The sequence below is a fragment of the Amycolatopsis sp. WAC 01416 genome, from assembly GCF_003947485.1.
Classification (GTDB): domain Bacteria; phylum Actinomycetota; class Actinomycetes; order Mycobacteriales; family Pseudonocardiaceae; genus Amycolatopsis.
On record NZ_QHHX01000006.1, the window covers coordinates 442,311 to 465,337 of the forward strand.

Here is a 23,027-nt window from a genome sequence, read left to right on the forward strand (position 1 = left end):
GTCGCCGTTCGTCTGTGAAGGGGTAAGTGCTGTGCGGATCCTGTCGGTGGACCTCGGGACGTCCAACACCGTGGCCGTCCTTTCGGCGCACGGGAGGCCGCCGCGGGTGGTCGAGGTCGACGGTTCGGCCAACATGCCGTCCGCGGTGTTCGCCACCGAGGACGGCACGATCATGGTCGGCCGGGACGCCGAACGCCGGGCCCGGCTGGACCCGACGCGCTTCGAGCCCAACCCCAAACGCCGCATCGACGAGCAGACGCTCCTGCTCGGCACCGACGTCATCCCGGTCACCGAAGTGCTGGCCGCGATCCTGCGCCGCGTCCTCGACGAGACCACCCGCCAGCTCGGCGGCGAGCTGCCCGACGAGGTCCGGCTCACCCACCCCGCGCAGTGGGGCCAGACCCGCCGCAACGTGCTCCTGTCCGCCGCCCGGCTCGCCGGGATGGGCGGCAACCTGGTGCTCGTCCCCGAGCCCGTCGCCGCGGCCGCGCACTTCGCGTCGTTCCCCGGCAAGACGCTCGCGCCGGGGCAGGCGCTCGCCGTGTACGACCTCGGCGAGCGCATCGTCGACGTCGCGATCGTCGGCGCGACCCCGAACGGCGGCTTCACCGTCGTCGCCGAAGACGGCCTTCCCGACCTCGGCGGCCTCGACGTCGACCAGGCGCTGCTGGTGCACGTCGGACGTGAGGTCTCGCACAAGGATCCCCAGCGCTGGCAGCGGGTCCTGCGGCCCGAGTCCACTCCGGACCGGCGTACGCGACGCGCGCTGCAGGAGGACGTGAAGGCGGCGAAGGAGGCCCTCTCGCGGCATCCGCAGACCGAGGTCCCGATGCCGGAGCCGTTCGAGGACGTCCTCGTCACGCGAGGCGAACTCGAAGCGCTGGTGCGGCCGTCGATGCTGCGCAGTGTCGAGCTGATGGCGCGCGTGGTCCGCTCCGCCGGGATGACCCCGGACCGGCTCGCCGGCATCTACCTCGTCGGCGGTTCGAGCCGTCTCCCGCTGGTCGGCAGCCTGATCGCGGAGAAGCTCGGCGTCGTCCCCGGCAGCCTCGACCAGCCGGAGACCGCGGTCGCGCTCGGCGCCCAGCACGTCGCTTCCGACGGCATCAGCTCGCGTACGCAGGGCGTCGAAGGACAGGTCGCGGCGGGAACCGGCGCGCACCCAGGCGTTTCGGGTCCGTACGCGCCGCCGCCGCAGCAGGTCGCGTCGATCCCCGGCTACGCGGGAGGGGGCCCCGGTCAATCCGGCGGTTTCCCGCAGTCGGGCTACCCGAACAGCGGCCCGCAGCAGGTGCAGCAGCCCGCGCCGGCGAACTTCCCGACGTACTCGCTGGCCGGGCAGGCCGCCGGGGACAAGGCGCCCGCGAGCAAGAAGAAGCCGCTCGTCATCGGCGCCATCGCGGCCGTCGTCGTGCTGATCGCCGCCGGGCTCACCTACTTCCTGACGTCCTCGTCGGCGACCACCTACACCGCCGACGAGTGCAAGGTGCCCGGCGCGGCCGACGACAAGGGCCTCACCGGCTGCCTGCGTCAGCTCGCCGGGAAGATCGCCGACACCGGCGACTGCAAACCCGGCATGGGCAACGGGCCGGCGAAACCGGCCGAAGACCTCGGCGTGACGTCGACCTGTTCCGCCCCCGGCCGCGCCGGGACCCAGGTGACCTATCTGCAGAGCGACTCCGCGGACAAGCTCAAGGCCTACACCGACGGACTGCTCAAATCGGCCGGTGGGGACCGCACCGAGGCCAAATGGGTCGGCAACGCCCTGGAAGGCCAGTACTCCTCGGCCGCCGGGCGGAACGCCGCCGTACTGGTGTTCACCGTGACCGACCGGCCGCTGGTCGGCTTCATCTACCAGGTCCCGGCCGAAGGACAGAACCCGACGCCGGGCGAACTGGCCGACTACTTCGAAAAGAGCGTCCAGCCGGGCGAGTGATCCCCCGCCCTTCTGGCTCCGTTCGGTGCGCCCGATGTGGCATTGGGGACGCTCAGCGCCTCCAATGCCACATCGGGCGCACCCTTGCCCAGGCCTTCGCGGAACTCAGCCGAGGGGAGGGGGCCTTCACGCGTTTCGTGCCCGAGGCGGGCTAGACTTCACCCGATGCGTATCACGGTCTTCCGGCGGCTGATGGCCGACGAATTCGGTCCCGGACGTGCGGAAACCCTCTCCAGGGATCACGTCTTCGGTGAACTCGGGGGGCAGACCGTCGAACAGGCCCTCGACGCGGGAACCTCGGCCAAAGACGTCTGGCGGGCGGTCTGCGACGCCTTCGAGATCCCGCCGGAGCGGCGCTGACCTCGGCAAAGGGACAAGAACTCTAGCGCGACGGCGTGTCGGCAACGGCCTCGAACACGTGTTCGTCTATGGTGTTGTCCACAACGGGGTCAGCGATCCACAGCTTGGGCGCGAGGCCTGGAATTGTCGGTGGTCGCCCGTAGCGTCGGACCCGACAGCTCAGAACTGAAACAAGCCTTACCGGCTCAACCAACGAGGTGGACTCCATGGCACCAGCAGCACCCGACAAGGACAAGGCGCTCGAACTGGCCCTCGCCCAGATCGACAAGCAGTACGGCAAGGGCTCGGTCATGCGCCTCGGTGAAGAGGGCCGTGTGCCGATCGAGGTCATCCCCACCGGTGCCATCGCGCTCGACGTCGCGCTCGGGATCGGTGGCCTGCCCCGTGGCCGGGTCATCGAGATCTACGGTCCGGAGTCCTCCGGTAAGACCACCGTCGCGCTGCACGCGGTCGCCAACGCGCAGCGGAACGGCGGCATCGCCGCGTTCATCGACGCGGAGCACGCGCTGGACCCGGATTACGCCCAGAAGCTCGGCGTCGACACCGACGCGCTGCTGGTCTCCCAGCCGGACACCGGTGAGCAGGCGCTCGAGATCGCGGACATGCTGATCCGCTCCGGCGCGCTCGACATCCTGGTCATCGACTCGGTCGCCGCGCTCGTGCCGCGCGCCGAGATCGAGGGCGAGATGGGGGACAGCCACGTCGGTCTCCAGGCCCGGCTGATGAGCCAGGCGCTGCGGAAGATGACCGGTGCGATGAGCAACTCCGGCACCACCGCGATCTTCATCAACCAGCTGCGCGAGAAGATCGGCGTCATGTTCGGCTCCCCGGAGACCACGACCGGTGGTAAGGCGCTGAAGTTCTACGCGTCGGTCCGTCTGGACGTCCGCCGGATCGAGACGCTCAAGGACGGCGGCGAGCCCGTCGGCAACCGCACCCGCGTCAAGGTCGTGAAGAACAAGGTCGCGCCGCCCTTCAAGCAGGCCGAGTTCGACATCCTGTACGGGAAGGGCATCTCCCGCGAGGGCTCACTGATCGACATGGGTGTCGACCAGGGCATCCTGCGCAAGTCCGGCGCCTGGTACACCTACGAGGGCGACCAGCTGGGCCAGGGCAAGGAGAACGCGCGCAAGTTCCTGCTCGAGAACCCGGACATCGCCAACGAGGTCGAGAAGCGCATCAAGGAGAAGCTCGGCATCGGCGCCGTTGTCGACGCCGAAGCCGCCCCCGCGCCGGTCGACTTCTAGGGAACGAGGGGATTGGGCGAGGTGCGCTCGCCCTGATCCCTCCTCCGTGCCTTCCGGGGCTCGGATGCCGATTCGTTGTGGGACTTCTGAGGAGTGGTAGCTGAATGCGTCCGCCCAAAGTGGATCCGGCGGAGCTACCGCCGGACGAGCGGAGGAAGAAGGCCAAGGAGATCTGCTTCGATCTCCTGGCCGCGCGCCCGCGCTCCGCGGAGGAACTGCGTCAGGCCCTCAAGCGCAAGGGCTTCGACGAGGAGACGACGGAAACCCTGCTCGGTAAGCTGGACCAGGCAGGGCTCATCAACGACGCCGAGTTCGCCGAGATGTGGGTTCGTTCCCGTCATGCCAACATGGGCCTGGCACGGAACGCCCTCGTAGCCGAACTCAAACGCAAAGGAATCGATGGGGATATCGCCGTCCAGGCCGCCGACGAGGTGGACCGAGAGGCAGAGGAGCAGCGCGCCCGAGAGCTGGTACGGAAGCGCATGCGCTCCCTGGGCAACGTCGACGAGCAGGCGGCGATCCGCCGCCTGCTGGGCTTCCTCGCCCGCAAGGGCTATCCCCAGGGGCTGGCCTACACCGTGATCCGCGACGAACTCCGCGAGTTCGGCGCCGAGTCGGCGCTACTGGACGACGCCGCCCTCGACTGAGTCACTTTCACCTGAGTCACTTTCACCTGAGCCGCTCACCGGCCGTGCGGGCCCGCTTGCCCGCCGGTCGGTGTTTCGCGTTCCGGTGGTCGTGAGTGGCGATTCGGGTTAGAACCCGAATCGCCACTCACGAGACTTGACCGGCTTGGTACCGGAGTTTTCTTGTCCCGCTTGAGGTACATGAAGGACCCCTTCCTTGCGCCTGGCGCAGTGAAGGGGTCCTTCATGTACTGGGGAAGGTGCCTTCACGGACCGCGGTCCCGCGATCAGCCGAAGCAAGGCTCTGACCAGCGTCGTCGCGACCGATCAGGAATCGAGAAGCGCTGGATGCCTGCTCGGAAATAGCGTTACCGGCATGAACTTCATCGACGCCATCACCCTCGAAGTGGCCGACACCGAGGCCGCCGAACGCTTCTACGCCACCGCCTTCGGGCTCGGCTCCGAGCTGCGCCTGCGGGCTTCGGAGGAGCCGTCCACCGGCTTCCGCGGCTACACCCTTTCCCTCACGGTGTCCCAGCCCGCCAACGCCGACGCGCTCATCGCCGCCGCCGTCGCCGCCGGGGCGACCGTGATCAAGCCCGCCACGAAATCGCTGTGGGGTTACGGCGGTGTCGTCCAGGCGCCGGACGGCGCGATCTGGAAGATCGCCACCTCGGCGAAGAAGAACACCGGGCCGGCCGCCCGTGAGTTCGACGACATCGTGTTGCTGCTGGGCGTCGCCGACGTGGCCGCGAGCAAGAAGTTCTACGTCGAGCACGGCCTCACCGTGGGGAAGAGCTTCGGCCGCGTGTACGTCGAGTTCGAGGCCGGTTCGAGCCCCGTGAAGCTGGCCCTGTACCGGCGCAAGGCGCTGGCCAAGGACGCGGGCGTGTCGCCCGAAGGCGCCGGCTCGCACCGCATCGCGATCTGCGGTGCCGCCCCGCTCACCGATCCGGACGGGTTCACCTGGGAGACCACCGCTCTCGCCGACCAGTCCTGATGTGCCACTACCGGATGCCCCCGCTCGCCGCCTACCAAGGAGAAACCACCATGACCACCAGGTACGAAGGATTCACGGCCGAAGAGAAGGCCGCGATGAAGGAACACGCCCAGGACATGAAGAAGGCCGCGCGCCGCGGTTCGGCCGCTGACAAAGCGGCGGCGGCGGAGCAGGACGTGCTGGCGAAGATCGCCGAGATGCCCGATGAGGACCGGGTGCTCGCCGAACTGGTCTACACCGTGGTGAAGGCGAACGCCCCGACACTCACGCCGAAGCTCTGGTACGGCCAGCCCGCCTACGCACTGGACGGCAAGATCGTCTGCTTCTTCCAAGCAGCGGCCAAGTTCAAGACGCGCTACGCGACCCTCGGCTTCAACGAGGCCGCGCAACTGGACGACGGCGAGATGTGGGCGACGGCCTTCGCGCTGACCGGCGCCACCCCCGCGGTGAAGAAGCGCATCGCCGCCCTGGTGAAGCAAGCCATCGCCTGCGATACCCGGTAGATAGCCCGCGGGAAGTTGTTGCGAAAGCCACTTTCGCAACGTCCTTCCCGCCAAGCCAACCCCATACCGCGAGTGGCAGCTCGTTTTACCGCGTGATTGGCCACACGCGAGATGGCGGCGAAACCCTACGCTCGGGTGATCACTGGGAGGACCACATGATCACCATCGCTCCACTGAAACCCGAAGACCGCGAAGCCTGGGAAAACCTGTTCCGCGCGTACATCGCCTTCTACGAACGTGTTGCGCCCCAAGAGGTCTACGACCGCGCCTGGCGCGAATTCCGAACGGGGGAGCGGATGCACGCGCTCGGGGCCCGCGTGGGTGGCGAGCTCGTCGGGATCACGCACTTCCTGGTGCATCCCAGCACTTCCGCGCTCACCGGCGTCTGTTACCTGCAAGACCTGTTCACCGCGCCGGAAGCCCGGGGCAAGGGGGTCGCGCGGGCGCTGATCGAGGCCGTCGCGGACTGGGCGCGCGACCGCGATTGCGACAGGGTTTACTGGCACACCAAGGAATCCAACGTCACCGCGCGTCGCCTGTACGACCAGGTCGCGGTCAACCGCGGGTTCATCCAGTACCAGCTCCCGCTCTGAAAGCAGTGAAGGCCACCTTCGCGAAGGTGGCCTTCACGACACGGATCAGAGCTTCGACGCCTCCGCCGCGAAAGCCTCGATCTTCCCGAAGTCCTTGGCCGCCAAGGCGTCCTTCGGGGTCAGCCACGAACCGCCGATGCAGCCCACATTGGACAGTGCGAGATAGTCCGGCGCGGTCTTCACGGTGATCCCGCCGGTGGGGCAGAACCGCAGCCCTGGCAGCGGCCCGCCGATCGACTTCAGGTACGCCACGCCGCCGCTGGCCTCGGCGGGGAAGAACTTCAGCGCGGTCAGCCCGCGTTCGGCCAGCCGCATCGCCTCCGAAACCGTGCTCGCGCCCGGCAGGAACGGGAGCCCGGTGTCGAACGCCGCGTCGAGGACCGAGTCGGTGCAGCCCGGGGTCACCAGGAACTTCGCGCCGGCGGCGGCCGCCTGCTTGGCGTGTTCGGGGGCGGTGACCGTCCCGGCGCCGATGACGATCTCCGGGACCTCCGCGGCGATCCGCTCGATGGAGGCGAGCGCCGCCGGGGTGCGCAGGGTCAGCTCGATCACGCCGATCCCGCCCGCGAGCAAGGCCCGGGCGGTGGGCACGGCGTCGGCGGCGTCGTCGAGCACGACGACGGGCATCACGGGGGACAGGCCGAGCAGGTCGGCGCCGGTGGTCACTGGGTTACCTCCACAGGGGTCAACGTGTGCGCCGGAGCGCCGAAGTGTTCCGGCGTGAGCGGTCCGAACACGCTCGCGCCTTGATCGGCGGGGCCGACCGCGCGGCGCAGCGCCGCGAACAGCTCCCGGCCGGTGCCGGTCCAGGATGCCTCCGAAGGCGGGGAGTCCACCAGTTCACGGCGGGCGAGTTCTTCGTCACCCACGAAGACGTCGAGCGTCCCGGCCTTGGCGTCGAGACGGATGACGTCGCCGTCGGCGATCCGCGCGATCGGGCCGCCCGCGGCGGCTTCCGGGGTCACCTGGATCGCCGCCGGGATCTTCCCGGACGCGCCCGACATCCGGCCGTCGGTGAGCAACGCCACCTGGTGCCCGCGGTCCATCAGCACCCCCAGCGCCGGGGTGAGGCCGTGCAGTTCCGGCATCCCGTTGGCCTGCGGGCCCTGCTGCCGGATGACCACGACCACGTCGCGGTTCAGCTCGCCGGCCTCGAAAGCGTCCTTGAAGGACTTCTGGTCGGTGAACACCCGAGCCGGGGCCTGGACGATCCGGTGCTCGGGCGCCACCGCCGACACCTTGATCACCGCGCGGCCGAGGTTGCCCGCGACCATGCGAAGCCCGCCGTCGGAAGCGAACGGCCGCCATACGGGACGCAGGACGTCCTCGTCGAGGCTGCGCGCCGGGACGTCACGCCAGACCAGTTCGCCCTCGGAGAGGATCGGCTCCTGCCGGTACCGGTGCAGACCCGGTCCGGCGACGGTCCGGACGTCCTCGTGCAGCAGCCCTGCGTCGAGCAGCGTGCCGACCAGGAACTGGATGCCCCCGGCGGCGTGGAAGTGGTTGATGTCGGCGCTGCCGTTCGGATACACGCGCGCCAGGAGCGGGATCACCGCCGACAGGTCGGAGAAGTCGTCCCAGGTCAGCTGGATGCCCGCGGCCGCGGCGATCGCGACGAGATGCATCGTGTGGTTGGTCGAACCGCCCGTGGCGAGCAGCGCGATGACGCCGTTGACGACGGCCTTCTCGTCGATCACACCGGAGATAGGCGTGTACTCCTCGCCCCGCGAAAGCTTCACCACGCGGCGTCCGGCCTCTTCGGTGAGCGCCTTCCGCAGCGGAGAGTTCGGCTGGACGAAGCTGGCGCCCGGCAGGTGCAGGCCCATCACCTCGACGACCATCTGGTTCGAGTTGGCCGTGCCGTAGAAGGTGCACGTTCCCGCCGAGTGGTACGAAGCCGCTTCGGCGTCCAGAAGGTCTTCGCGGGTGGCCTTGCCCTCGGCGTAGAGCTGGCGCACGCGCGCCTTCTCCTTGTTCGGCAGGCCGGAGTTCATCGGCCCGGCGGGCACCAGGATCGCCGGGAGGTGCCCGAAGGACAGCGCCCCGATCAGCAGGCCCGGCACGATCTTGTCGCAGACGCCGAGCAGCAGCGCCGCGTCGAACATGTCGTGGGAGAGCGCGATCGCGGTCGACATCGCGATCACCTCGCGGCTGAACAGCGACAGCTCCATCCCGGGACGGCCCTGGGTGACGCCGTCGCACATCGCGGGCACGCCGCCGGCGAACTGCGCCACCCCGCCCGCCTGACGGACCGAGCCCTTGAGCATCGCGGGGTACTCCTGCATCGGCTGGTGCGCCGAAAGCATGTCGTTGTAGGACGAGACGATCGCGACGCCCGGGGCCCGCACGGCGCGCAAGGCCGCTTTGTCGACGCCTTCCATCGCGGCGAAGCCGTGGGCGAGGTTGCTGCAGTCGAGGCCGCGCCGCATCGGCCCTTCTTCGTGGGAGGCGGCGACACGCTCGAGGTACGCGGCGCGGGTTTCGGCGCTGCGGGCCGCGATGCGTTCGGTGACTTCGGCGATGATGGGATGGACGTTCGGGGCGGTGCTCATTGTCCGGCTCCGGATCACTGGTCGTGGTGGTCCGCGGGACGGCAACGCTGACGCCGCTGGGTCGTGACAGTGGCCACAGTACCTCGGGGGAAAGCTCGAATCAAAATCGATACAGAAGATCGACTCGCGTGACCTCCATCACGTCACTAGGTTCCACTGTGCTACTTGTCACATTGCACAACGCGCGGCAGAGTCGAGACGGCGAGGATCGCTTGCCTTCGAAGGCTCAAGCGGCCAACCGAACCGACCATCGGGAGGTACCGATGTCCACCACAGAGATCGCCGAGCTTCGGCGAGCCATCGGTCAGTTGAGGCAGTGCGTCGGCGCGCTGCGATCCCGATACGGCGACGCCTCGGCGGTACGACGCCTGGCGAACGACGTCGAGCGGCTCGACATCGACGCGACCGATCTCGACACGACCCCGAACGCGGTGCCCGCGCAGGCGAAGGCCGCCGATCGTGTCCAGGTTCCCGACACGCCTTACGACCCGGCGCTGTGGCAAGGCGCCGATGACGAAGGCGTCGGCGGCTACAAGCGCGACCAGCGGTGAGCGCCCCCGCCGGCAACGAGGCCGGACGGGGTACGGGGGTCCGCGCACCGTCGCGGGCCCGGATCACCGAGAAAACGCTGCGCACCGACCGGTGGTGGCTTTCCCCGCTGCTGACCGTCCTCGGCCTCTCCGCCTTCATCATCTACGCGACGATCAGGTCGTTCGTGCGCACCGCGTACTGGGTGCCCGAGTACCACTACCTGACGCCGTTCTACTCGCCCTGCGTCTCGGAATCCTGCGTCGAAGGCTCCCGGCATTTCGGGGCGTGGTTCGGCGAACTGCCGGGCTTCATCCCGCTCGGCTTCCTCGTCCTGCCGTTCCTGCTCGGCTTCCGGCTGACCTGCTACTACTACCGCAAGGCGTACTACCGCGCGGTCTGGTTCTCGCCGCCCGCGTGCGCGGTCGCCGAACCGCACGCGAAGTACACCGGTGAGACCCGCTTGCCGTTGATCCTGCAGAACGTCCACCGCTACTTCTTCTACGTGGCCGTGGTCGTCTCGCTGGTCAACACCTACGACGCGATCACCGCGTTCCACGGCAAGACCGGCGGTTTCGGTTTCGGGCTCGGCAACATCGTGCTGCTCGGCAACGTGATCCTGTTGTGGGCCTACACGTTGTCCTGTCACTCGTGTCGTCACGTGACCGGCGGCAGGCTCAAGCACTTCTCGAAACATCCGGTCCGCTACTGGATCTGGACGCAGATCACGAAGCTCAACACCCGGCACATGGCGCTGGCGTGGACGACGCTCGGCACGCTGGTGCTGACCGATCTCTACGTGATGCTCGTGGCCAGCGGTGCGATTTCGGATCTGCGGTTCATCAACTAGCGGCGCGGGAATCTCCCGTCCCCGGCGACAAGCTTTGAGGTGGCTCTTTCTATGACCGAGGTCGAACGGCTCAACTACGACGTGGTGGTGATCGGGGCCGGCGGCGCAGGTCTCCGCGCGGTCATCGAAGCCCGTGAACGCGGCTTCAGCGTCGCGGTGGTGTGCAAATCGCTGTTCGGCAAGGCGCATACGGTGATGGCCGAAGGCGGCTGCGCGGCGTCGATGGGCAACGCGAACTCGAACGACAACTGGCAGGTGCACTTCCGCGACACCATGCGCGGCGGGAAGTTCCTCAACAACTGGCGGATGGCCGAGCTCCACGCGAAGGAGGCGCCGGACCGGGTCTGGGAACTGGAGACCTACGGCGCGTTGTTCGACCGCACCGCCGACGGCCGGATCAGTCAGCGCAACTTCGGCGGGCACACGTACCCGCGGCTGGCGCACGTCGGCGACCGCACCGGACTCGAACTGATCCGCACGATGCAGCAGAAAATCGTTTCGCTGCAACAAGAGGACTTCAAGGAGACCGGCGACTACGAGGCGAGGATCAAGGTCTTCGCCGAATGCACGATCACCGAGCTGCTGACCGACGACGGCCGGATCTCGGGTGCCTTCGGGTACTGGCGCGAGAGCGGCCGGTTCATCCTGTTCGAGTCCCCGGCGGTGGTGCTGGCCACCGGCGGCATCGGGAAGTCGTTCAAGGTCACCTCGAACTCGTGGGAGTACACCGGTGACGGGCACGCGCTGGCACTGCGGGCCGGGGCGACGCTCATCAACATGGAGTTCGTCCAGTTCCACCCGACGGGCATGGTCTGGCCGCCGAGTGTGAAGGGGATCCTGGTCACCGAAGGCGTCCGCGGTGACGGCGGGGTTCTCAAGAACACCGAGGACAAGCGGTTCATGTTCTCCTACGTCCCCGACGTGTTCAAGGGGCAGTACGCGGACAGCGAGGAAGAAGCCGACCGCTGGTACACCGACCAGGAGAAGAACCGCCGCACCCCGGACCTGCTGCCGCGGGACGAGGTCGCGCGCGCGATCAACACCGAGGTCAAGGAGGGCCGGGGGTCGCCGCACGGCGGGGTCTTCCTCGACATCGCCAGCAGGCTGCCCGCGGAGGAGATCCGCAAACGGCTGCCGTCGATGTACCACCAGTTCAAGGAACTCGCCGACGTCGACATCACGAAGGAACCGATGGAGGTCGGCCCTACCTGTCACTACGTGATGGGCGGGATCGAGGTCGATCCGGACACCGCGTCGTCGAGCGTGCCGGGGCTGTTCGCCGCGGGCGAGTGCTCGGGCGGGATGCACGGTTCGAACCGGCTCGGCGGCAACTCGCTCTCGGATCTGCTCGTCTTCGGCCGCCGCGCGGGACTCGGTGCCGCGTCCTACGTGTCGGAGCTGAAGGATCGCCCCAAGGTCAGCCAGTCCGATGTGGACGCCGCCGCGGCGATGGCGCTCGCGCCGTTCGACCCGCCGGGTGACGGCGTCGAGGAAAACCCGTACAGCCTGCACACCGAACTGCAGCAGTCGATGAACGACCTCGTCGGCATCATCCGGAAGTCGGAGGAGATCGAGCGGGCGCTGGAGAAGCTCGGGGAACTGCGCGAGCGGATCAAGCGGGTCACCGTCGAAGGGCACCGGCAGTTCAACCCCGGCTGGCATCTCGCCGTCGACCTGCGCAACATGCTGATGGTCAGCGAATGCGTCGCCCGTGCCGCGCTGCTGCGGACCGAGAGCCGGGGCGGGCACACCCGCGACGACCACCCGGGCATGGACGCCCAGTGGCGCAACAAACTCCTGGTCTGCTCGGCCACGCCGGGCGACAACCCGGTGGTGCCGGAAGTCGGCATCGAGGTCAAGGAACAGATTTCGCTGCGTCAGGATCTGCTGGAACTGTTCGAACTCTCCGAGCTGGGGAAGTATTACACCGACGAAGAACTGGCCTCGCACCCCGGGAGCCCGGCATGAGCTACAAGGCGAGTTTCCGGGTGTGGCGCGGCGACGCCGACTCCGGTGAGCTGAAGGACTACAGCGTCGAAGTCAACGAGGGCGAGGTCGTCCTCGACATCATCCACCGGTTGCAGGCCACCCAGGCCTCGGATCTGGCGGTGCGGTGGAACTGCAAGGCCGGCAAATGCGGTTCGTGCTCGGCGGAGATCAACGGCAAGCCGCGGCTGCTGTGCATGACCCGGATGTCGACCTTCACCGAGGACGAGGTCATCACCGTGACGCCGATGCGGACGTTCCCGGTGATCCGCGACCTGGTGACCGATGTGTCGTTCAACTACACCAAAGCCCGCGAGATCCCCTCGTTCACTCCGCCGCCGGAGCTGAAGCCGGGGGAGTACCGGATGCAGCAGGTGGACGTCGAGCGCTCGCAGGAGTTCCGCAAGTGCATCGAGTGCTTCCTGTGCCAGAACACCTGTCACGTGGTGCGTGACCACGAGGAGAACAAGGAGTCCTTCGCCGGGCCTCGGTACCTGATGCGGATCGCCGAACTCGAGATGCACCCTCTCGACGTCGCCGACCGGCGTGACGAGGCGCAGGAGGAACACGGGCTCGGCTACTGCAACATCACCAAGTGCTGCTCGGACGTGTGCCCGGAGGGCATCCACATCACCGACAACGCGCTGATCCCGATGAAGGAACGCGTCGCGGACCGGAAGTACGACCCCATCGTATGGCTGGGGAACAAGCTGTTCCGGCGGGACAAGTAGTCACCTTTCGTGAGTGGTAAGGAGGGTTCTAGCGAACCCTTATTTGTTGACCTACTGTCGTCCGTATGAGTGCTTACGAGAACATTACCGCTGGTGAGACGGCGCGGCGGCCGGTGTACGACTCGTACGCACGGTTATCACGTGTGCCGGAAACGGGCGAACTAGAGAAGATCGAGACCCAGCATGCCGACAACGGCAAGGTGATCGAACGTATGGGTGGCGTGCTGGGTCTCGACCTTGACGACGGTATGTCGGCCTGGCGTAAGGGCGCCAGGCGGCCAGGCTGGGAACGGCTGCTAGCACGGCTAGAATCTGGCGAATCGGACGGAGTTTGCGTATGGCACGTCGACCGGTTGTTCCGCCAGCCGAAGGACCTTGAACGACTGATCGAACTCGGCGACTCCGGATACACGGTCGCGTCTGCGCACGGAGCACGGGACCTGTCGGATCCGAACGACCGGTTCATTCTGCGGATTGAGGTCGCACATGCAGCCCGTTCGTCGGACGATACTCAGCGTCGCACTCAGCGTCGGTTCGACGTGCTTCGCAGGAAGGGCGTGGCTCATCCCGGACCGAGGCCGTTTGGGTTTCCTGGGCTGGAACGTCGCGCGCTCGGCGGTAGCCCTGTGAAGGGTGACAGGGTAGAGGTCCCGGCGGCGCAGGTAGTGGCGGAGCGAGCGGCGATCGCACACGCAGTAGCGCCGTTGCTGGCAGGAGCGACTGATTGCGCGAAACTTGCACGTAAGTGGAACGCGGATGGACTGCATACTTCGACCGGCCGGGATTTCATCGGCCAGACGGTCAAAGAGGTGATGCTACGGCCGCGCAATGCCGGGCTGATCGAGCACGACGGCGACATCGTGGGGCGCATGGACGGCGAACCGGTCATTGAGCCGGACGACTTTGAACGACTGCGGGCTTTGTTCGCCGGGCGTCGGCGCGGGCGGATCGCGGGTGACCGCTACGTGGGCTCGGGGATCGTGAGATGCGGCCGGTGCGGCAACCTGCTCTATGGTCGCCCGCATTCGGGCGTGTACAAAGGCACCGAAGAGAAGCGGCGGCAATATGCTTGCCTGACGTCGCGCCGAGGCTGCGGGAAGGTTGCGGCAGACGCGCGACTGATCGATATCGAGCTACGCCAATTCGTGATGACACGGTTGTCTGATCCCCGGTTCGCGGCGGCGATCAGTGCCGCCTATGCCTAGGTCGGCTCACGCCTGGCGGAACTCGACGCGTTGATCGCTGAGTGCGACAAGGTTCAAGAAGCATTGTCGGAGCGGTTGGGACGACGAGAAATGAGCTTGACAGCATTCGACCGAGCAAATGCACCTTTAGTGGCCGACCCTGCGAAGTACGCCGCCGAACGTGAACAACTCTCTGGCGGGCAGTTGGACGGGCCAGTGGCAGTCCAGAGTAAAGCCTCTGTCGGCGCTGAATGGGACGCAGGCGGTGTACCCGAGCGGCGAGCCATGCTTCACCGTGCGGTAGGTGACTGGAAGCTGGTCCTCAATCCTGCGATAACGACCGGCCGTAGGACGTTCGATCGTACGCGGCTGCGCCCAATCGAGCCAAACGCAGAAAGTTCCACAGGATTCTGAGCGAACAAGGGGCCCTCCTCATGTAACACTGCGTATCCACTTGATCGCAACGGTGGGTGCTGCGTCAGATTACGGCTATGCGCCCTCATGCGTCACGCCAGAACCCGGTCGAGCGGCGCCCTTCGCTGTCGTGAGCTGAGTCACGTACTCTCGATAGCTATGAAGGACATTGCCCTGAAGGTGCCCAGATGGCTCCTTGTCACGACCGCGTGCTTATCGGCAGGCGGGGTCTTCTTTGTAACCGCAATGAGCAAGTCGCTTTCGGGCATTCCTCTTGTGGTCTTCATTGTAGTCGGAGTTGTATTTGCCGCAACCGCGATTGCAATCCCTCAATTTCAACAGTGGCAAACCTCGCAAAAAAGTCGAATCAAGGTATCAATTGACCCCCTTGTGCCCGACGCGGGCATCACTCGGTTAATTGATTCCAAAAGCGTAATTGAGTCAATGGCTCGCAGGGAGGTAGTAAAGCTACTAGATTCAATGCGACATACTCTCGCCTCGCCAACGCCTGGTGAATTGAGGTCAGGTACGAGAGTCCGCAAAATTAGCGATTTCAAGGCGAGAGGAAAAGGCCTAACGGTCAGGGAGGCTGAGCGCCTACTTGCCAAACGCGCCTCCGGAGAAGAAATGACCGCTGGCGAGCTTGAGAAACTCGCCGAGGCAGACGAGGCGCTCACGTCTCTGCGTGAAACTATTTCGTCAGCATTCTCGTTCGGCTATAGCGTGGAACCAGAAGAGCGAAGCCCCGAAGCGTTTCGCCAAGAAGTAGCGATATACTATTCAGGCCTTCTGGAGGCGGCCCAGAATCACCTGATCTGGGAATTTGTCGAACACTCGCTAGGAAGTGTGCATTTTACATTAAAGAACGATACGGAAAAAGTGTTCGAGAACGTTGCGGTAACCCTGACTATTCGAGGGGCAAACGCTGGGGTTGAGTCAGACTTTCGCAAGCCGGACCCGGTGCCCCCCAGGCGTCCGCGACCATATGGCCCGTATCGGGTCAAACGTCTCTCCAGCTTCGACCTTCTTGCCTCGCCTCACAAATACGCAGGTGTGCCCAAATCTCTATTCATCCAAGATGCAGATGTATTGATTGAAGTCGGCGAAACTTGCGAAGTCTCATTTTCGCCAATAACTTTGAGGCCTGACAGTTCTGTAACCCTTGATCCACTGGTACTTTTTGTCACCGATCCCGAGGTGCGCGAAATCGAAGTTCAATGGACTGCAACTGCAACTAATGTCGACGGGAAGGAGTCTGGTAGTCAATCAATTAGCATATCCAATCGATCAGCTCCAGTCGATGAATACCTGAAAGATTTCATTGAAAGAGTGCTTTCTATTCCGAAGGAATAGTCGAATATGCGGCTTTCGTCAAGGGGTATCCATTCTCATATGACAGACTAAGACTTCTATCTTGCCGTGAAACCAAATTTATCCGACGGCTAGGTCGAGGAGTTGTGCCCTGTTGGCGACGGTCCGAAATCTCTCGAAGAATATGTGCGACTGCCGCAATATCGGCGGCAGACATTGGTGGCATGGCCGCACACACTTCCTGCCAGTAGGTGGCTGATTCATCATCAGTCGAGGTTGTCTCGGGTGCCCTATCAGCCGTCATCTGGCGCCACCTCGCCCACTTGCATACGGCTAACGGCGGCGCGGATATCAGCGGTAAAGTAGCCGCGTACCTGCCTGACCTTTCCGTCCTGCCCCGGCACCCGGCTACGTTCCGGTCGGCACCCGAACTCGCCCATCTGTTGTCCAAACGTGGCGGGTTCCACGGTCAGGGCATCGGCTAGTTCTGACGTGGGCACGAAGTCCCTGCCGCCGTCGTCCAGGTCGTCACCCAGGTAGGCGACGACGGACGCGAGCGGTTCCGGCACCTCCGTGACGTCGGCCTGTTCCGGCGTCCGCGTGGTGGTGGCCCCTGCGCCGATCGCGCGAACGACGGCGGCGTGATCGAGCGCGGGTGTGGTGTCCTGCCCTGTCGCGTGTCCGGTCAGCGTCCCGGCTGCTTCGCGCAGGGCGCGGCCTTGCTGGCAGATGGCCTGCCAATCCTCGTTCGGCATGTAGTAGGTGCGGACCGTCATTGCGAGCACGTCGGCCCCGGCGGCGGTGTCTCCGTCCGGCCGGAGGATGCCTACGCCTTTGTGTGACGGGAGGAGACGGCTGGAGTCGTAGCCCCGGGTGTTCATCTGCTCTCCGAGCACGATGTTGGAGTCGCGCCAGTCCATCACCCGCAGGGCGAACCGTGAGCCGAGTACCGCTCGTAGACCGGACGGGATGGTTTTGGAGTCCGGCCGTTGAGTGGCGAGTATAAGTACGATTCCGGCGGCTGGTCCTTTCTTCGCCAGCCAGGTCAGCAACTCGCCGATGTACTCGCCCGCAGGAACCTTCTTTCCTTGCACGACAACAGGTGTCCGGTCCTCTAGTGGTAGCTGAACTTCATCGATGATGATCGCTGTGATCGGCATGTTCAGGGCTTTGTCCCGGGACATGTCCGGGGTGACCTTGGATTCCGGGCATGTCAGGTCGTCAAGATCCCGCATCCGCCGGTATCGGCCTTGGACCTCCGCGACCAGCTCGACGAGCCAGTCCACTAGCGACAGGACGTGTTCGGGTTCGTCGCCTGACATGAACCGATATGCCAATTGACCGGCGGCGTCCCAGTCCTTTCCTCCCTTGAAGTCCGCCACATACAGCCGGACCCATGCGTCCAGGATCAAGCCTGCTGCGGCGAGGCGTGCCGCGAATGTCTTGCCCTGCCTAGGAATGGCACCGATCAGAAGCGACGTCCACACCAACGGCAGATCAATCCGTCGATCCCGTGCGTCACGACCGAACGGCACCGCCCGCCACGCATCCCACCGCGTCGCACCGAGAAGGGGTGTCCGCAACGGAGGGGACGCGTACGGGTCCTCATCCGCGACCCACATGGACACTCGCCCGGCGTGCCCGCCGTTGCCCCGGACACGTTCCACGATGAGCTGTACCTCATCGACCGCCAGCGCGGAGGCGAGCGCTTCGCGGTTCTTCACCACGTCGGCCGCCTTGCGCGTGGCCGGGAGATCAACGGTGATCGCCCAGCCGTCGCCGATCCGGTGCGCTCGCTCGACCAAGCGCAGGCTCTCGTCCTTCCCGATCAGCTTCGCGTCCCGGAACGCGTCCACCAGGACTTGCGGGTCCATCGTCCAGGTCAGCGCGCGGCCCCGCCAGCGCCGGTTTACGGCCCGGGCTGCCGTCCTTACGGCGACCGAGGATCGCCAGCGCCACCGATGCGGCGGCCCCGGCTATCCACAGTGGATCGCTCCCGTACACGAGATGGACGATCGCGACCGCGACGGCCGCCACGGCGAGCACGGCGCCGGTGACCTTCCAGCGGAACAAGGTCAGTTCACGGATATCCGTGAACTTGTCGGCGAGCTTGTCCGACTCTTCTGCCGCCGTGCGGTAGTCCCGCACCGTGACCCAGGTGCGCCACCACCGGGCACCGGCCACGAGACCGCGTACGACCGCGCGGAGGTACCGCCACGGCGACTTCAGCACCGCCACAACCGCGTCCTTCGCAGCCTGTACCGCCTGCGGCTTGCTCTTCAGCCACAACGGCACCCGAGGCGAATGCAGCCACCACCGCACCAACCGGCGCCGGACCGTCCGGCCGCGAGGCTGCGGCAACGTGTCATCGATCAGTTCAGCGTCGAGCACTGGACCGACATGTTCGATCTCCCGTGAATCCTTGCGAGCTAAGGCAGACGTGCCGTTCATGGTCTTGTCGTCAGCGTTCATCGGCGACCACCGCCACGGGGTGAGGTGTCCAGCGACGTCACCGTGAGCGCCCGAATCAGCACGTGTGCCGCGATCAAGTCCGGCACTGCGAGCACCACGAGCAGCAGCGTCGGATTGCCGGGGTGGGTGATCACCAGCCACTGAACGCCCACAAACGCGGCGCCCGTGAACAGGACGCGTCCGGCGAGCGAGACCACCCGGGCGCCTGCCCTGGCCGCGTCAGCAGCTCGCCGTGCCTTCCGGGCGCTGAACCGCCACACCACGAACATGACCAGCAGGACACCGACCCCGGCGAGGATCTACACCCTCGGCTATCGGAAGGTCCGTACTCTGCTGCTGAACTCCGAAGTGATCTTGCGACCTCCGAAGATTCTCCTACCACCGGCCCCGCCCGGTTTGGCTAATGCTTACCGCGATGGTCGCTCGATCCGGCAGCTAGCCGCGAAACACGGCATGAGCTACAACCAAACCCGCAGGATCCTACTTGCTGAAGGGGTACAGCTCCGCCCACGTGGGCGGAGCTGACCAGCGATCCAACCAGAACCCCGCAGGTCACAAGTAGGTCAACAAATGTAGGTTCACTCTAACCCTCCTTACCACTCACGAGCCTTAATTTGTTTGCCCCCACTCACCCGCTTGTCGCACACTTACCGCACACCACCAAGGAGGACGCATGACGCGACGTTGTTACGCCATGGCCCTTGGTATGGAAGAGAAACACGGCTCCCCGCCGTCGTCCTAGCAGGACGTCGCAGCTGCGGAGCCGCCCTTCGGGAAACCGAACCGGGCGGCTTTTCTTTCGGTGAACCCTGATTTCTGGAACGAAGCAGTCCGGTGCGCGTGCGTGCCGGACTGTGTTCCAGGCCAAGGCGCGTTGGTCCAGCGGAATGGATACCGGGTTTTCACCCCGGTGACGTGGGTTCGACTCCCACACGCGCTACGCCCCGGCACGGCGGGGAAACCTGTTCCGTCGTACCGGTGCGGCGGTGTGGGGTCCGTGTGTCCCATACCGCCAGACGCGCACGGTCCGGCGACCGGCCGGGATTCATAGCCCCGGCCAGCCTGGCTCGACACCAGGGTGCGCGACTCAGGTCACCTTGCGGGCGCTGTACACGTCGCCGCTTTCGTGGCGATGCAGCACGATGTCCTGGAAGCCGTTGTCGCGCAAGCCTTCTTCCAAGGTGAGCCCGTTGGTGGCGACGGCCACGAGCAGCCCGCCCATCGCCAAGCCGGCGGCGAGGCGGCCGAGATGATCGGAAGAGTCCAGGAAAGCCAGGACGATGTCGAAGGCACCCATCACCGGCAGTCGGGAGAGCTGGTGGACTTCGTAGGAGATCCCGACGGGGTCGCGTTCCTCTTCGCGCTGGGCGGCAGCGATCAGGACCTGGTCCGCGTCGACGCCGACCACGCGGCGCGCGCCCTTCCCGCGGAACAAGCGCGGATAGCGGCCATCGCCGCACCCGACGACCAGGACCGACCTGCCCGCCAGGTCCGGCAGTGCTTCGAGCAGTGTCGCGGCCTGGTCCGCCATACGGCCGACGCTAGCCGACGCGGCACCGTCCTGACAGGACCAAGAGGCCTATCCCGCGTCGACGTCCTGCCGAGGTAGTTCCTGGACGCTGCTGTGCCACGGTGTCACCGTCGTGGCCCCGTTGCCGTTGAACACGCCCCGGATCGGAACCAATCCGCTGACCCACTCGGTGCCGGTAATGGTGTTCGGTTGCGATTTCACGGCGAACGTGAGGATGCTTCCGTCGATGTTCTCGATCGCGACCGTGCCGGTCGCCGATCCGGTGGCTTCCGCGCAGTAGCCGCCTACGCGATAGCTCTTCCACAGTGCCTCGATCGCAGACCAGTGACAGCCCGCCTTGCACGGAGACGCTGTCGGCCGCTGTGGCATTCGCCGGAAGCGCGCCGGTCAACGTAAGCACGACGGCCGACAGTACGGACAGTTTTCCTCCCTTCAGTGAAGAGATTTCGCCTAAGGTCAAGCGATGGAAAATCACTGATCTTCGGAATGTGGTCACCTGTTGTCCGCGGCCCTACCTCCAAGCGAGTGATCAACTGTCACTCAATGGTTGAAGGGTGATCAGGTGCCTAAAACGTGAAGGCCCCCTTTCTCGCGTCTAACGCGAGAAAGGGGGCCTTCACCTACTTATTGCCGCTACAGCGCTCCACCGCTCGCGTCGTCGCGCTGCATGACAACGCTGGACGGCGCGGAGTGCACCGGCTTGGCGCCCTTGGGGGCCTTCTTCCGTCGTGCCAGCTTGTTCTCCAGCCACGACGCGAACCAGCTCAAGACCAGGTTCAGCACGATGAAGATGATCGCGACGATGATCAGCGTCGGGATCGTGTTGCCGTAGAGACCGGTGAGCGGCCCGGTACTCCGGATCAGCTCGTTGAAGCCGATGGTCAGCTGACCAGCCAGCGCGGTGTCCTTGAGGATGACCACCAGCTGGCTCACCAGCGCGGGCAGCATCAGGGTGACCGCCTGCGGCAGCAGGACGGTCATCATGATCTGGGTCTTGCGCATGCCCAGCGCGGACGCGGCCTCGCCTTGGCCCTTGGGCAGCGACAGGATGCCCGCACGGAAGACCTCGGCCATGACCGAACCGTTGTAGAGCACCAGACCGGTCACCGCGGCGAAGAGAGGGCGGATCTCGGCGTCGATGTCGGTGTAGAAAGCATAGAACGCCGCGGCGAAGACCATCAGCAGCAGCACCGGGATCGCCCGGAAGAACTCGACGACCGCGCCGACCGGGACCCGGATCCACTTGTGCTCCGACAGCCGGCCGATGCCCAGCAGCGCACCGATCGGCAGCGCGATCACAATCGACAGCGCCGCGGCCTTCAGGGTGTTGAGCAGACCGGGCAGGATGAATTCGGTCCAGGTCGAGCCCTTGACGAAGGGCTCCCACAGCGCGCCGGCCCACTGGTTCTTCTCGTCGAAGCCTACGTAGATGTAATAGAGGACCAACGCCAGGACGAGGACGAAAAGGACGCTGTAGAGCCAGTTCCGTGCCCGCGCCTTCGGTCCGGGGATGTCATAGAGAACGGTCTGCGTGCTCATCGCTTGACCTCGACCTTCTTGGCGACCCAGCCCAGCAGCAGGCCGAGGGGGAGGACCAGGACGACGAAACCGACGGCGAAGACCAGGAAGACCAGGAGCAGCGAGTCGGACTCGTTCTCGATCATGTCCGACATCAGCAGCGACGCCTCGGCGACACCGATGATCGCCGCGACCGTGGTGTTCTTCAGCAGTGCGATCATGACGTTCGCCAGCGGCGCGATCACCGACCGGAATGCCTGTGGCAGCACGATCAGTGTCAGCACCTGGACGAAGCCGAGCCCCAGCGCACGGGCCGCTTCCGCCTGGCCGACCGGAACGGTGTTGATGCCGGACCGCAGTGATTCACAGACGAACGTGGCGGTGTAGGCGACGAAGCCGAGGATCGCGAGCCGGAAGGCGTTGTCCTCCAACGACGTCGTCGACTCCGACGAGGCCAGGTTGAGTCCCAGGGTGGAGGACAGTCCCAGCGATGTGAAGACGATGATCACCGTCAGCGGGGTGTTCCGGAAGATGTTGACGTAGGCGGTGCCGAACGCCCGCATGATCGGAACGGGGCTCACCCGCATCCCCACCAGGATGGTGCCCCAGATCAGGGAACCGATCGCGGAGAAGAAGGTGAGCTTGATCGTCATCCAGAAGGCGCCGAGCAAGTCGTAATTGGGATTGTCGAGGAAATCGAACAAGGTGCTCAACCCAGCCTCGGTATGGGAACGGTGCGCCGCGGTACACGGCGCACCGTTCGATTCCTTTGGTTCAGCGGCTCAGCGAGCCGGGTGTCAGGAGATGGCCGGGGGCTCGGGGATCTTGTAGCCCGACGGGCCGACGTTCTTCTCCAGAGCGGCCTTCCACGCGCCGTCCTGCTGCATCTTCTTGATCGCGTTGTTGATCGCGGTGATGCTCTCGGCGTCGTCCTTCTTCAGGCCGACGCCGTACTTCTCGTCGGTGAAGCCCTTGCCGACCAGCTTCAGCTTGCCGGGCTGCTGCGCGGCGTAGCCGCCGAGGATGACGTCGTCGGTGGTCATCGCGTCGACGGTCTTGTTGAGCAGCGAGGTCACGCAGTCGGTGTACTTTCCGCGCTCTTCGAGCTGAACTTCCTTGGCGTACTTCTCCTTGACGTTCTGCGCCGGGGTCGAACCCTTGACCGAGCAGAGCTTCTTGTTGCCGGTCAGCGACTCCGGGCCGGTGATGTCGGTGTTGTCCGCCCGGACCAGCAAGTCCTGGTGGGCGATGAAGTACGGGCCCGCGAAGGAGACCTCGTTCTTGCGCTTGTCGGTGATCGAGTAGGTGGCGACGATGAAGTCGACCTCACCCTTCTTGATCAGGTCCTCGCGCTGCGCGGACTGCGCTTCCTTCCAGGTGATCCCCGACTCTTCGACGCCGAGCTCCTTGGCGATGTACTTCGCCACGTCGACGTCGAATCCGGCGTAGGTGCCGTCGCCCTGCTTCTGGCCGAGGCCGGGCTGGTCGAACTTGATGCCGATGGTCAGCTTCTTGTCGCTCTTGGCCTTCGCCACCACGTTCTTGGCGCCGCTGGAGCCGCTGCCGGCGTCCGACCCACCGCCGCCACAGGCGGAGAGGGCGAGACCGGCCGCCACGACGGCCGCGCTCATTCGCAGAACTCGGTTCAACCGCATTGTTCTCAGTTTCCTTCCGAATCTTGTCCA

At 65.6% G+C, this 23,027-nt stretch carries 22 protein-coding genes, 1 tRNA gene and 1 pseudogene; 15 read left to right on the forward strand and 9 right to left on the reverse strand.

What is annotated here, in order from left to right; genetic code table 11:
- Positions 1–31 precede the first annotated feature (31 nt).
- The 7 genes from DL990_RS22865 to DL990_RS22895 all read left to right on the forward strand — a co-directional run bounded on the left by DL990_RS22865 (position 32) and on the right by DL990_RS22895 (position 6,265).
- Positions 32–1,936: an Hsp70 family protein gene (locus DL990_RS22865; RefSeq protein WP_125799844.1), complete on the forward strand. Its 1,905-nt coding sequence runs from the start codon at positions 32–34 to the stop codon at positions 1,934–1,936.
- A 165-nt stretch (positions 1,937–2,101) separates the two neighbouring features.
- Complete coding sequence (locus DL990_RS22870; protein ID WP_125785350.1) at positions 2,102–2,296, forward strand: DUF3046 domain-containing protein; 195 nt, start codon at positions 2,102–2,104, stop codon at positions 2,294–2,296.
- A 206-nt stretch (positions 2,297–2,502) separates the two neighbouring features.
- A complete protein-coding gene (gene recA, locus DL990_RS22875; protein ID WP_101606377.1) occupies positions 2,503–3,543 on the forward strand; it encodes a recombinase RecA in 1,041 nt (346 codons plus the stop codon).
- A gap of 119 nt (positions 3,544–3,662) precedes the next feature.
- The gene (locus DL990_RS22880) at positions 3,663–4,190 is read left to right on the forward strand and encodes a regulatory protein RecX (protein ID WP_125799946.1); all 528 of its coding nucleotides are present in this window, start codon (positions 3,663–3,665) and stop codon (positions 4,188–4,190) included.
- Between the two features lie 355 nt (positions 4,191–4,545).
- The gene (locus tag DL990_RS22885) at positions 4,546–5,169 is read left to right on the forward strand and encodes a glyoxalase (RefSeq protein ID WP_125785352.1); all 624 of its coding nucleotides are present in this window, start codon (positions 4,546–4,548) and stop codon (positions 5,167–5,169) included.
- A 50-nt stretch (positions 5,170–5,219) separates the two neighbouring features.
- Entirely contained in the window at positions 5,220–5,672 is a 453-nt protein-coding gene (locus DL990_RS22890; protein WP_125785353.1) for an iron chaperone, read from the forward strand.
- 155 nt (positions 5,673–5,827) lie between these two features.
- On the forward strand, positions 5,828–6,265 hold the full coding sequence (locus DL990_RS22895; RefSeq protein ID WP_125785354.1) for a GNAT family N-acetyltransferase: 438 nt from the start codon (positions 5,828–5,830) through the stop codon (positions 6,263–6,265).
- A 45-nt stretch (positions 6,266–6,310) separates the two neighbouring features.
- On the opposite strand, the gene eda is transcribed toward DL990_RS22895, so the two are convergent.
- Positions 6,311–6,931, reverse strand: coding sequence for a bifunctional 4-hydroxy-2-oxoglutarate aldolase/2-dehydro-3-deoxy-phosphogluconate aldolase (gene eda, locus DL990_RS22900; RefSeq protein ID WP_125785355.1), 621 nt, complete (start codon positions 6,929–6,931; stop codon positions 6,311–6,313).
- Positions 6,928–8,817: a phosphogluconate dehydratase gene (gene edd, locus DL990_RS22905; RefSeq protein ID WP_125799845.1), complete on the reverse strand. Its 1,890-nt coding sequence runs from the start codon at positions 8,815–8,817 to the stop codon at positions 6,928–6,930. Before edd ends, eda begins: the two co-directional genes overlap by 4 nt.
- 263 nt (positions 8,818–9,080) lie before the next feature.
- On the opposite strand from edd, the gene DL990_RS22910 reads away from it, so the two are divergent.
- The 6 genes from DL990_RS22910 to DL990_RS22935 all read left to right on the forward strand — a co-directional run bounded on the left by DL990_RS22910 (position 9,081) and on the right by DL990_RS22935 (position 15,863).
- Positions 9,081–9,368: a hypothetical protein gene (locus DL990_RS22910; protein WP_016332714.1), complete on the forward strand. Its 288-nt coding sequence runs from the start codon at positions 9,081–9,083 to the stop codon at positions 9,366–9,368.
- Positions 9,365–10,195, forward strand: coding sequence for a hypothetical protein (locus DL990_RS22915; protein ID WP_125785357.1), 831 nt, complete (start codon positions 9,365–9,367; stop codon positions 10,193–10,195). The genes DL990_RS22910 and DL990_RS22915 overlap by 4 nt, the downstream gene beginning before the upstream one ends.
- Positions 10,196–10,246: 51 nt before the next feature.
- The gene (locus DL990_RS22920) at positions 10,247–12,163 is read left to right on the forward strand and encodes a fumarate reductase/succinate dehydrogenase flavoprotein subunit (protein ID WP_125785358.1); all 1,917 of its coding nucleotides are present in this window, start codon (positions 10,247–10,249) and stop codon (positions 12,161–12,163) included.
- Positions 12,160–12,912: a succinate dehydrogenase/fumarate reductase iron-sulfur subunit gene (locus DL990_RS22925; RefSeq protein ID WP_125785359.1), complete on the forward strand. Its 753-nt coding sequence runs from the start codon at positions 12,160–12,162 to the stop codon at positions 12,910–12,912. The genes DL990_RS22920 and DL990_RS22925 overlap by 4 nt, the downstream gene beginning before the upstream one ends.
- A 65-nt stretch (positions 12,913–12,977) precedes the next feature.
- Complete coding sequence (locus tag DL990_RS22930) at positions 12,978–14,117, forward strand: recombinase family protein (protein ID WP_233620544.1); 1,140 nt, start codon at positions 12,978–12,980, stop codon at positions 14,115–14,117.
- A gap of 552 nt (positions 14,118–14,669) precedes the next feature.
- A complete protein-coding gene (locus tag DL990_RS22935) occupies positions 14,670–15,863 on the forward strand; it encodes a hypothetical protein (protein ID WP_125799846.1) in 1,194 nt (397 codons plus the stop codon).
- Positions 15,864–16,114: 251 nt separating this feature from the next.
- Here the strand turns inward: DL990_RS22935 and DL990_RS22940 are convergent.
- Positions 16,115–18,272 (reverse strand): annotated as a pseudogene (locus DL990_RS22940) (cell division protein FtsK).
- A gap of 17 nt (positions 18,273–18,289) precedes the next feature.
- On the reverse strand, positions 18,290–18,562 hold the full coding sequence (locus DL990_RS22945) for a hypothetical protein (RefSeq protein WP_125799847.1): 273 nt from the start codon (positions 18,560–18,562) through the stop codon (positions 18,290–18,292).
- Here DL990_RS22945 and DL990_RS42445 point away from each other — a divergent pair.
- Together DL990_RS42445 and DL990_RS22950 are read left to right on the forward strand one after the other, a co-directional pair.
- Positions 18,561–18,818: a helix-turn-helix domain-containing protein gene (locus DL990_RS42445; protein WP_370451369.1), complete on the forward strand. Its 258-nt coding sequence runs from the start codon at positions 18,561–18,563 to the stop codon at positions 18,816–18,818. The genes DL990_RS22945 and DL990_RS42445 overlap by 2 nt on opposite strands.
- Before the next feature lie 343 nt (positions 18,819–19,161).
- Positions 19,162–19,233: transfer RNA gene (locus tag DL990_RS22950), tRNA-Glu, on the forward strand.
- 147 nt (positions 19,234–19,380) lie between these two features.
- Here the strand turns inward: DL990_RS22950 and DL990_RS22955 are convergent.
- From DL990_RS22955 to DL990_RS22975, 5 genes are all read right to left on the reverse strand, one after another.
- Complete coding sequence (locus DL990_RS22955; protein WP_125799848.1) at positions 19,381–19,824, reverse strand: bifunctional 2-polyprenyl-6-hydroxyphenol methylase/3-demethylubiquinol 3-O-methyltransferase UbiG; 444 nt, start codon at positions 19,822–19,824, stop codon at positions 19,381–19,383.
- A 48-nt stretch (positions 19,825–19,872) separates the two neighbouring features.
- Positions 19,873–20,193, reverse strand: coding sequence for a hypothetical protein (locus DL990_RS22960; RefSeq protein WP_125799849.1), 321 nt, complete (start codon positions 20,191–20,193; stop codon positions 19,873–19,875).
- A gap of 264 nt (positions 20,194–20,457) precedes the next feature.
- Positions 20,458–21,363, reverse strand: coding sequence for an amino acid ABC transporter permease (locus DL990_RS22965; RefSeq protein ID WP_125799850.1), 906 nt, complete (start codon positions 21,361–21,363; stop codon positions 20,458–20,460).
- Positions 21,360–22,055 carry an amino acid ABC transporter permease gene (locus DL990_RS22970; protein ID WP_233598882.1) on the reverse strand — a complete coding sequence of 232 codons (696 nt, stop codon included), beginning with the start codon at positions 22,053–22,055 and terminating at the stop codon, positions 21,360–21,362. The genes DL990_RS22965 and DL990_RS22970 overlap by 4 nt, the downstream gene beginning before the upstream one ends.
- Before the next feature lie 84 nt (positions 22,056–22,139).
- On the reverse strand, positions 22,140–22,997 hold the full coding sequence (locus DL990_RS22975; RefSeq protein ID WP_199746546.1) for a glutamate ABC transporter substrate-binding protein: 858 nt from the start codon (positions 22,995–22,997) through the stop codon (positions 22,140–22,142).
- Positions 22,998–23,027 lie beyond the last annotated feature (30 nt).

What these genes read in the sequence shown, in the direction of transcription:
- DL990_RS22870 (WP_125785350.1), top strand. Translation starts at nt 2,102, where the DNA reads ATGCGTATCACGGTCTTCCGGCGGCTGATGGCCGACGAATTCGGTCCC.
- recA (WP_101606377.1), top strand. Translation starts at nt 2,503, where the DNA reads ATGGCACCAGCAGCACCCGACAAGGACAAGGCGCTCGAACTGGCCCTC.
- DL990_RS22885 (WP_125785352.1), top strand. Translation starts at nt 4,546, where the DNA reads ATGAACTTCATCGACGCCATCACCCTCGAAGTGGCCGACACCGAGGCC.
- DL990_RS22890 (WP_125785353.1), top strand. Translation starts at nt 5,220, where the DNA reads ATGACCACCAGGTACGAAGGATTCACGGCCGAAGAGAAGGCCGCGATG.
- DL990_RS22895 (WP_125785354.1), top strand. Translation starts at nt 5,828, where the DNA reads ATGATCACCATCGCTCCACTGAAACCCGAAGACCGCGAAGCCTGGGAA.
- edd (WP_125799845.1), bottom strand. Translation starts at nt 8,817, where the DNA reads ATGAGCACCGCCCCGAACGTCCATCCCATCATCGCCGAAGTCACCGAA.
- DL990_RS22910 (WP_016332714.1), top strand. Translation starts at nt 9,081, where the DNA reads ATGTCCACCACAGAGATCGCCGAGCTTCGGCGAGCCATCGGTCAGTTG.
- DL990_RS22920 (WP_125785358.1), top strand. Translation starts at nt 10,247, where the DNA reads ATGACCGAGGTCGAACGGCTCAACTACGACGTGGTGGTGATCGGGGCC.
- DL990_RS22925 (WP_125785359.1), top strand. Translation starts at nt 12,160, where the DNA reads ATGAGCTACAAGGCGAGTTTCCGGGTGTGGCGCGGCGACGCCGACTCC.
- DL990_RS22930 (WP_233620544.1), top strand. Translation starts at nt 12,978, where the DNA reads ATGAGTGCTTACGAGAACATTACCGCTGGTGAGACGGCGCGGCGGCCG.
- DL990_RS22935 (WP_125799846.1), top strand. Translation starts at nt 14,670, where the DNA reads ATGAAGGACATTGCCCTGAAGGTGCCCAGATGGCTCCTTGTCACGACC.
- DL990_RS42445 (WP_370451369.1), top strand. Translation starts at nt 18,561, where the DNA reads ATGACCAGCAGGACACCGACCCCGGCGAGGATCTACACCCTCGGCTAT.
- DL990_RS22945 (WP_125799847.1), bottom strand. Translation starts at nt 18,562, where the DNA reads ATGTTCGTGGTGTGGCGGTTCAGCGCCCGGAAGGCACGGCGAGCTGCT.
- DL990_RS22955 (WP_125799848.1), bottom strand. Translation starts at nt 19,824, where the DNA reads ATGGCGGACCAGGCCGCGACACTGCTCGAAGCACTGCCGGACCTGGCG.
- DL990_RS22960 (WP_125799849.1), bottom strand. Translation starts at nt 20,193, where the DNA reads ATGCCACAGCGGCCGACAGCGTCTCCGTGCAAGGCGGGCTGTCACTGG.
- DL990_RS22965 (WP_125799850.1), bottom strand. Translation starts at nt 21,363, where the DNA reads ATGAGCACGCAGACCGTTCTCTATGACATCCCCGGACCGAAGGCGCGG.
- DL990_RS22975 (WP_199746546.1), bottom strand. Translation starts at nt 22,997, where the DNA reads ATGCGGTTGAACCGAGTTCTGCGAATGAGCGCGGCCGTCGTGGCGGCC.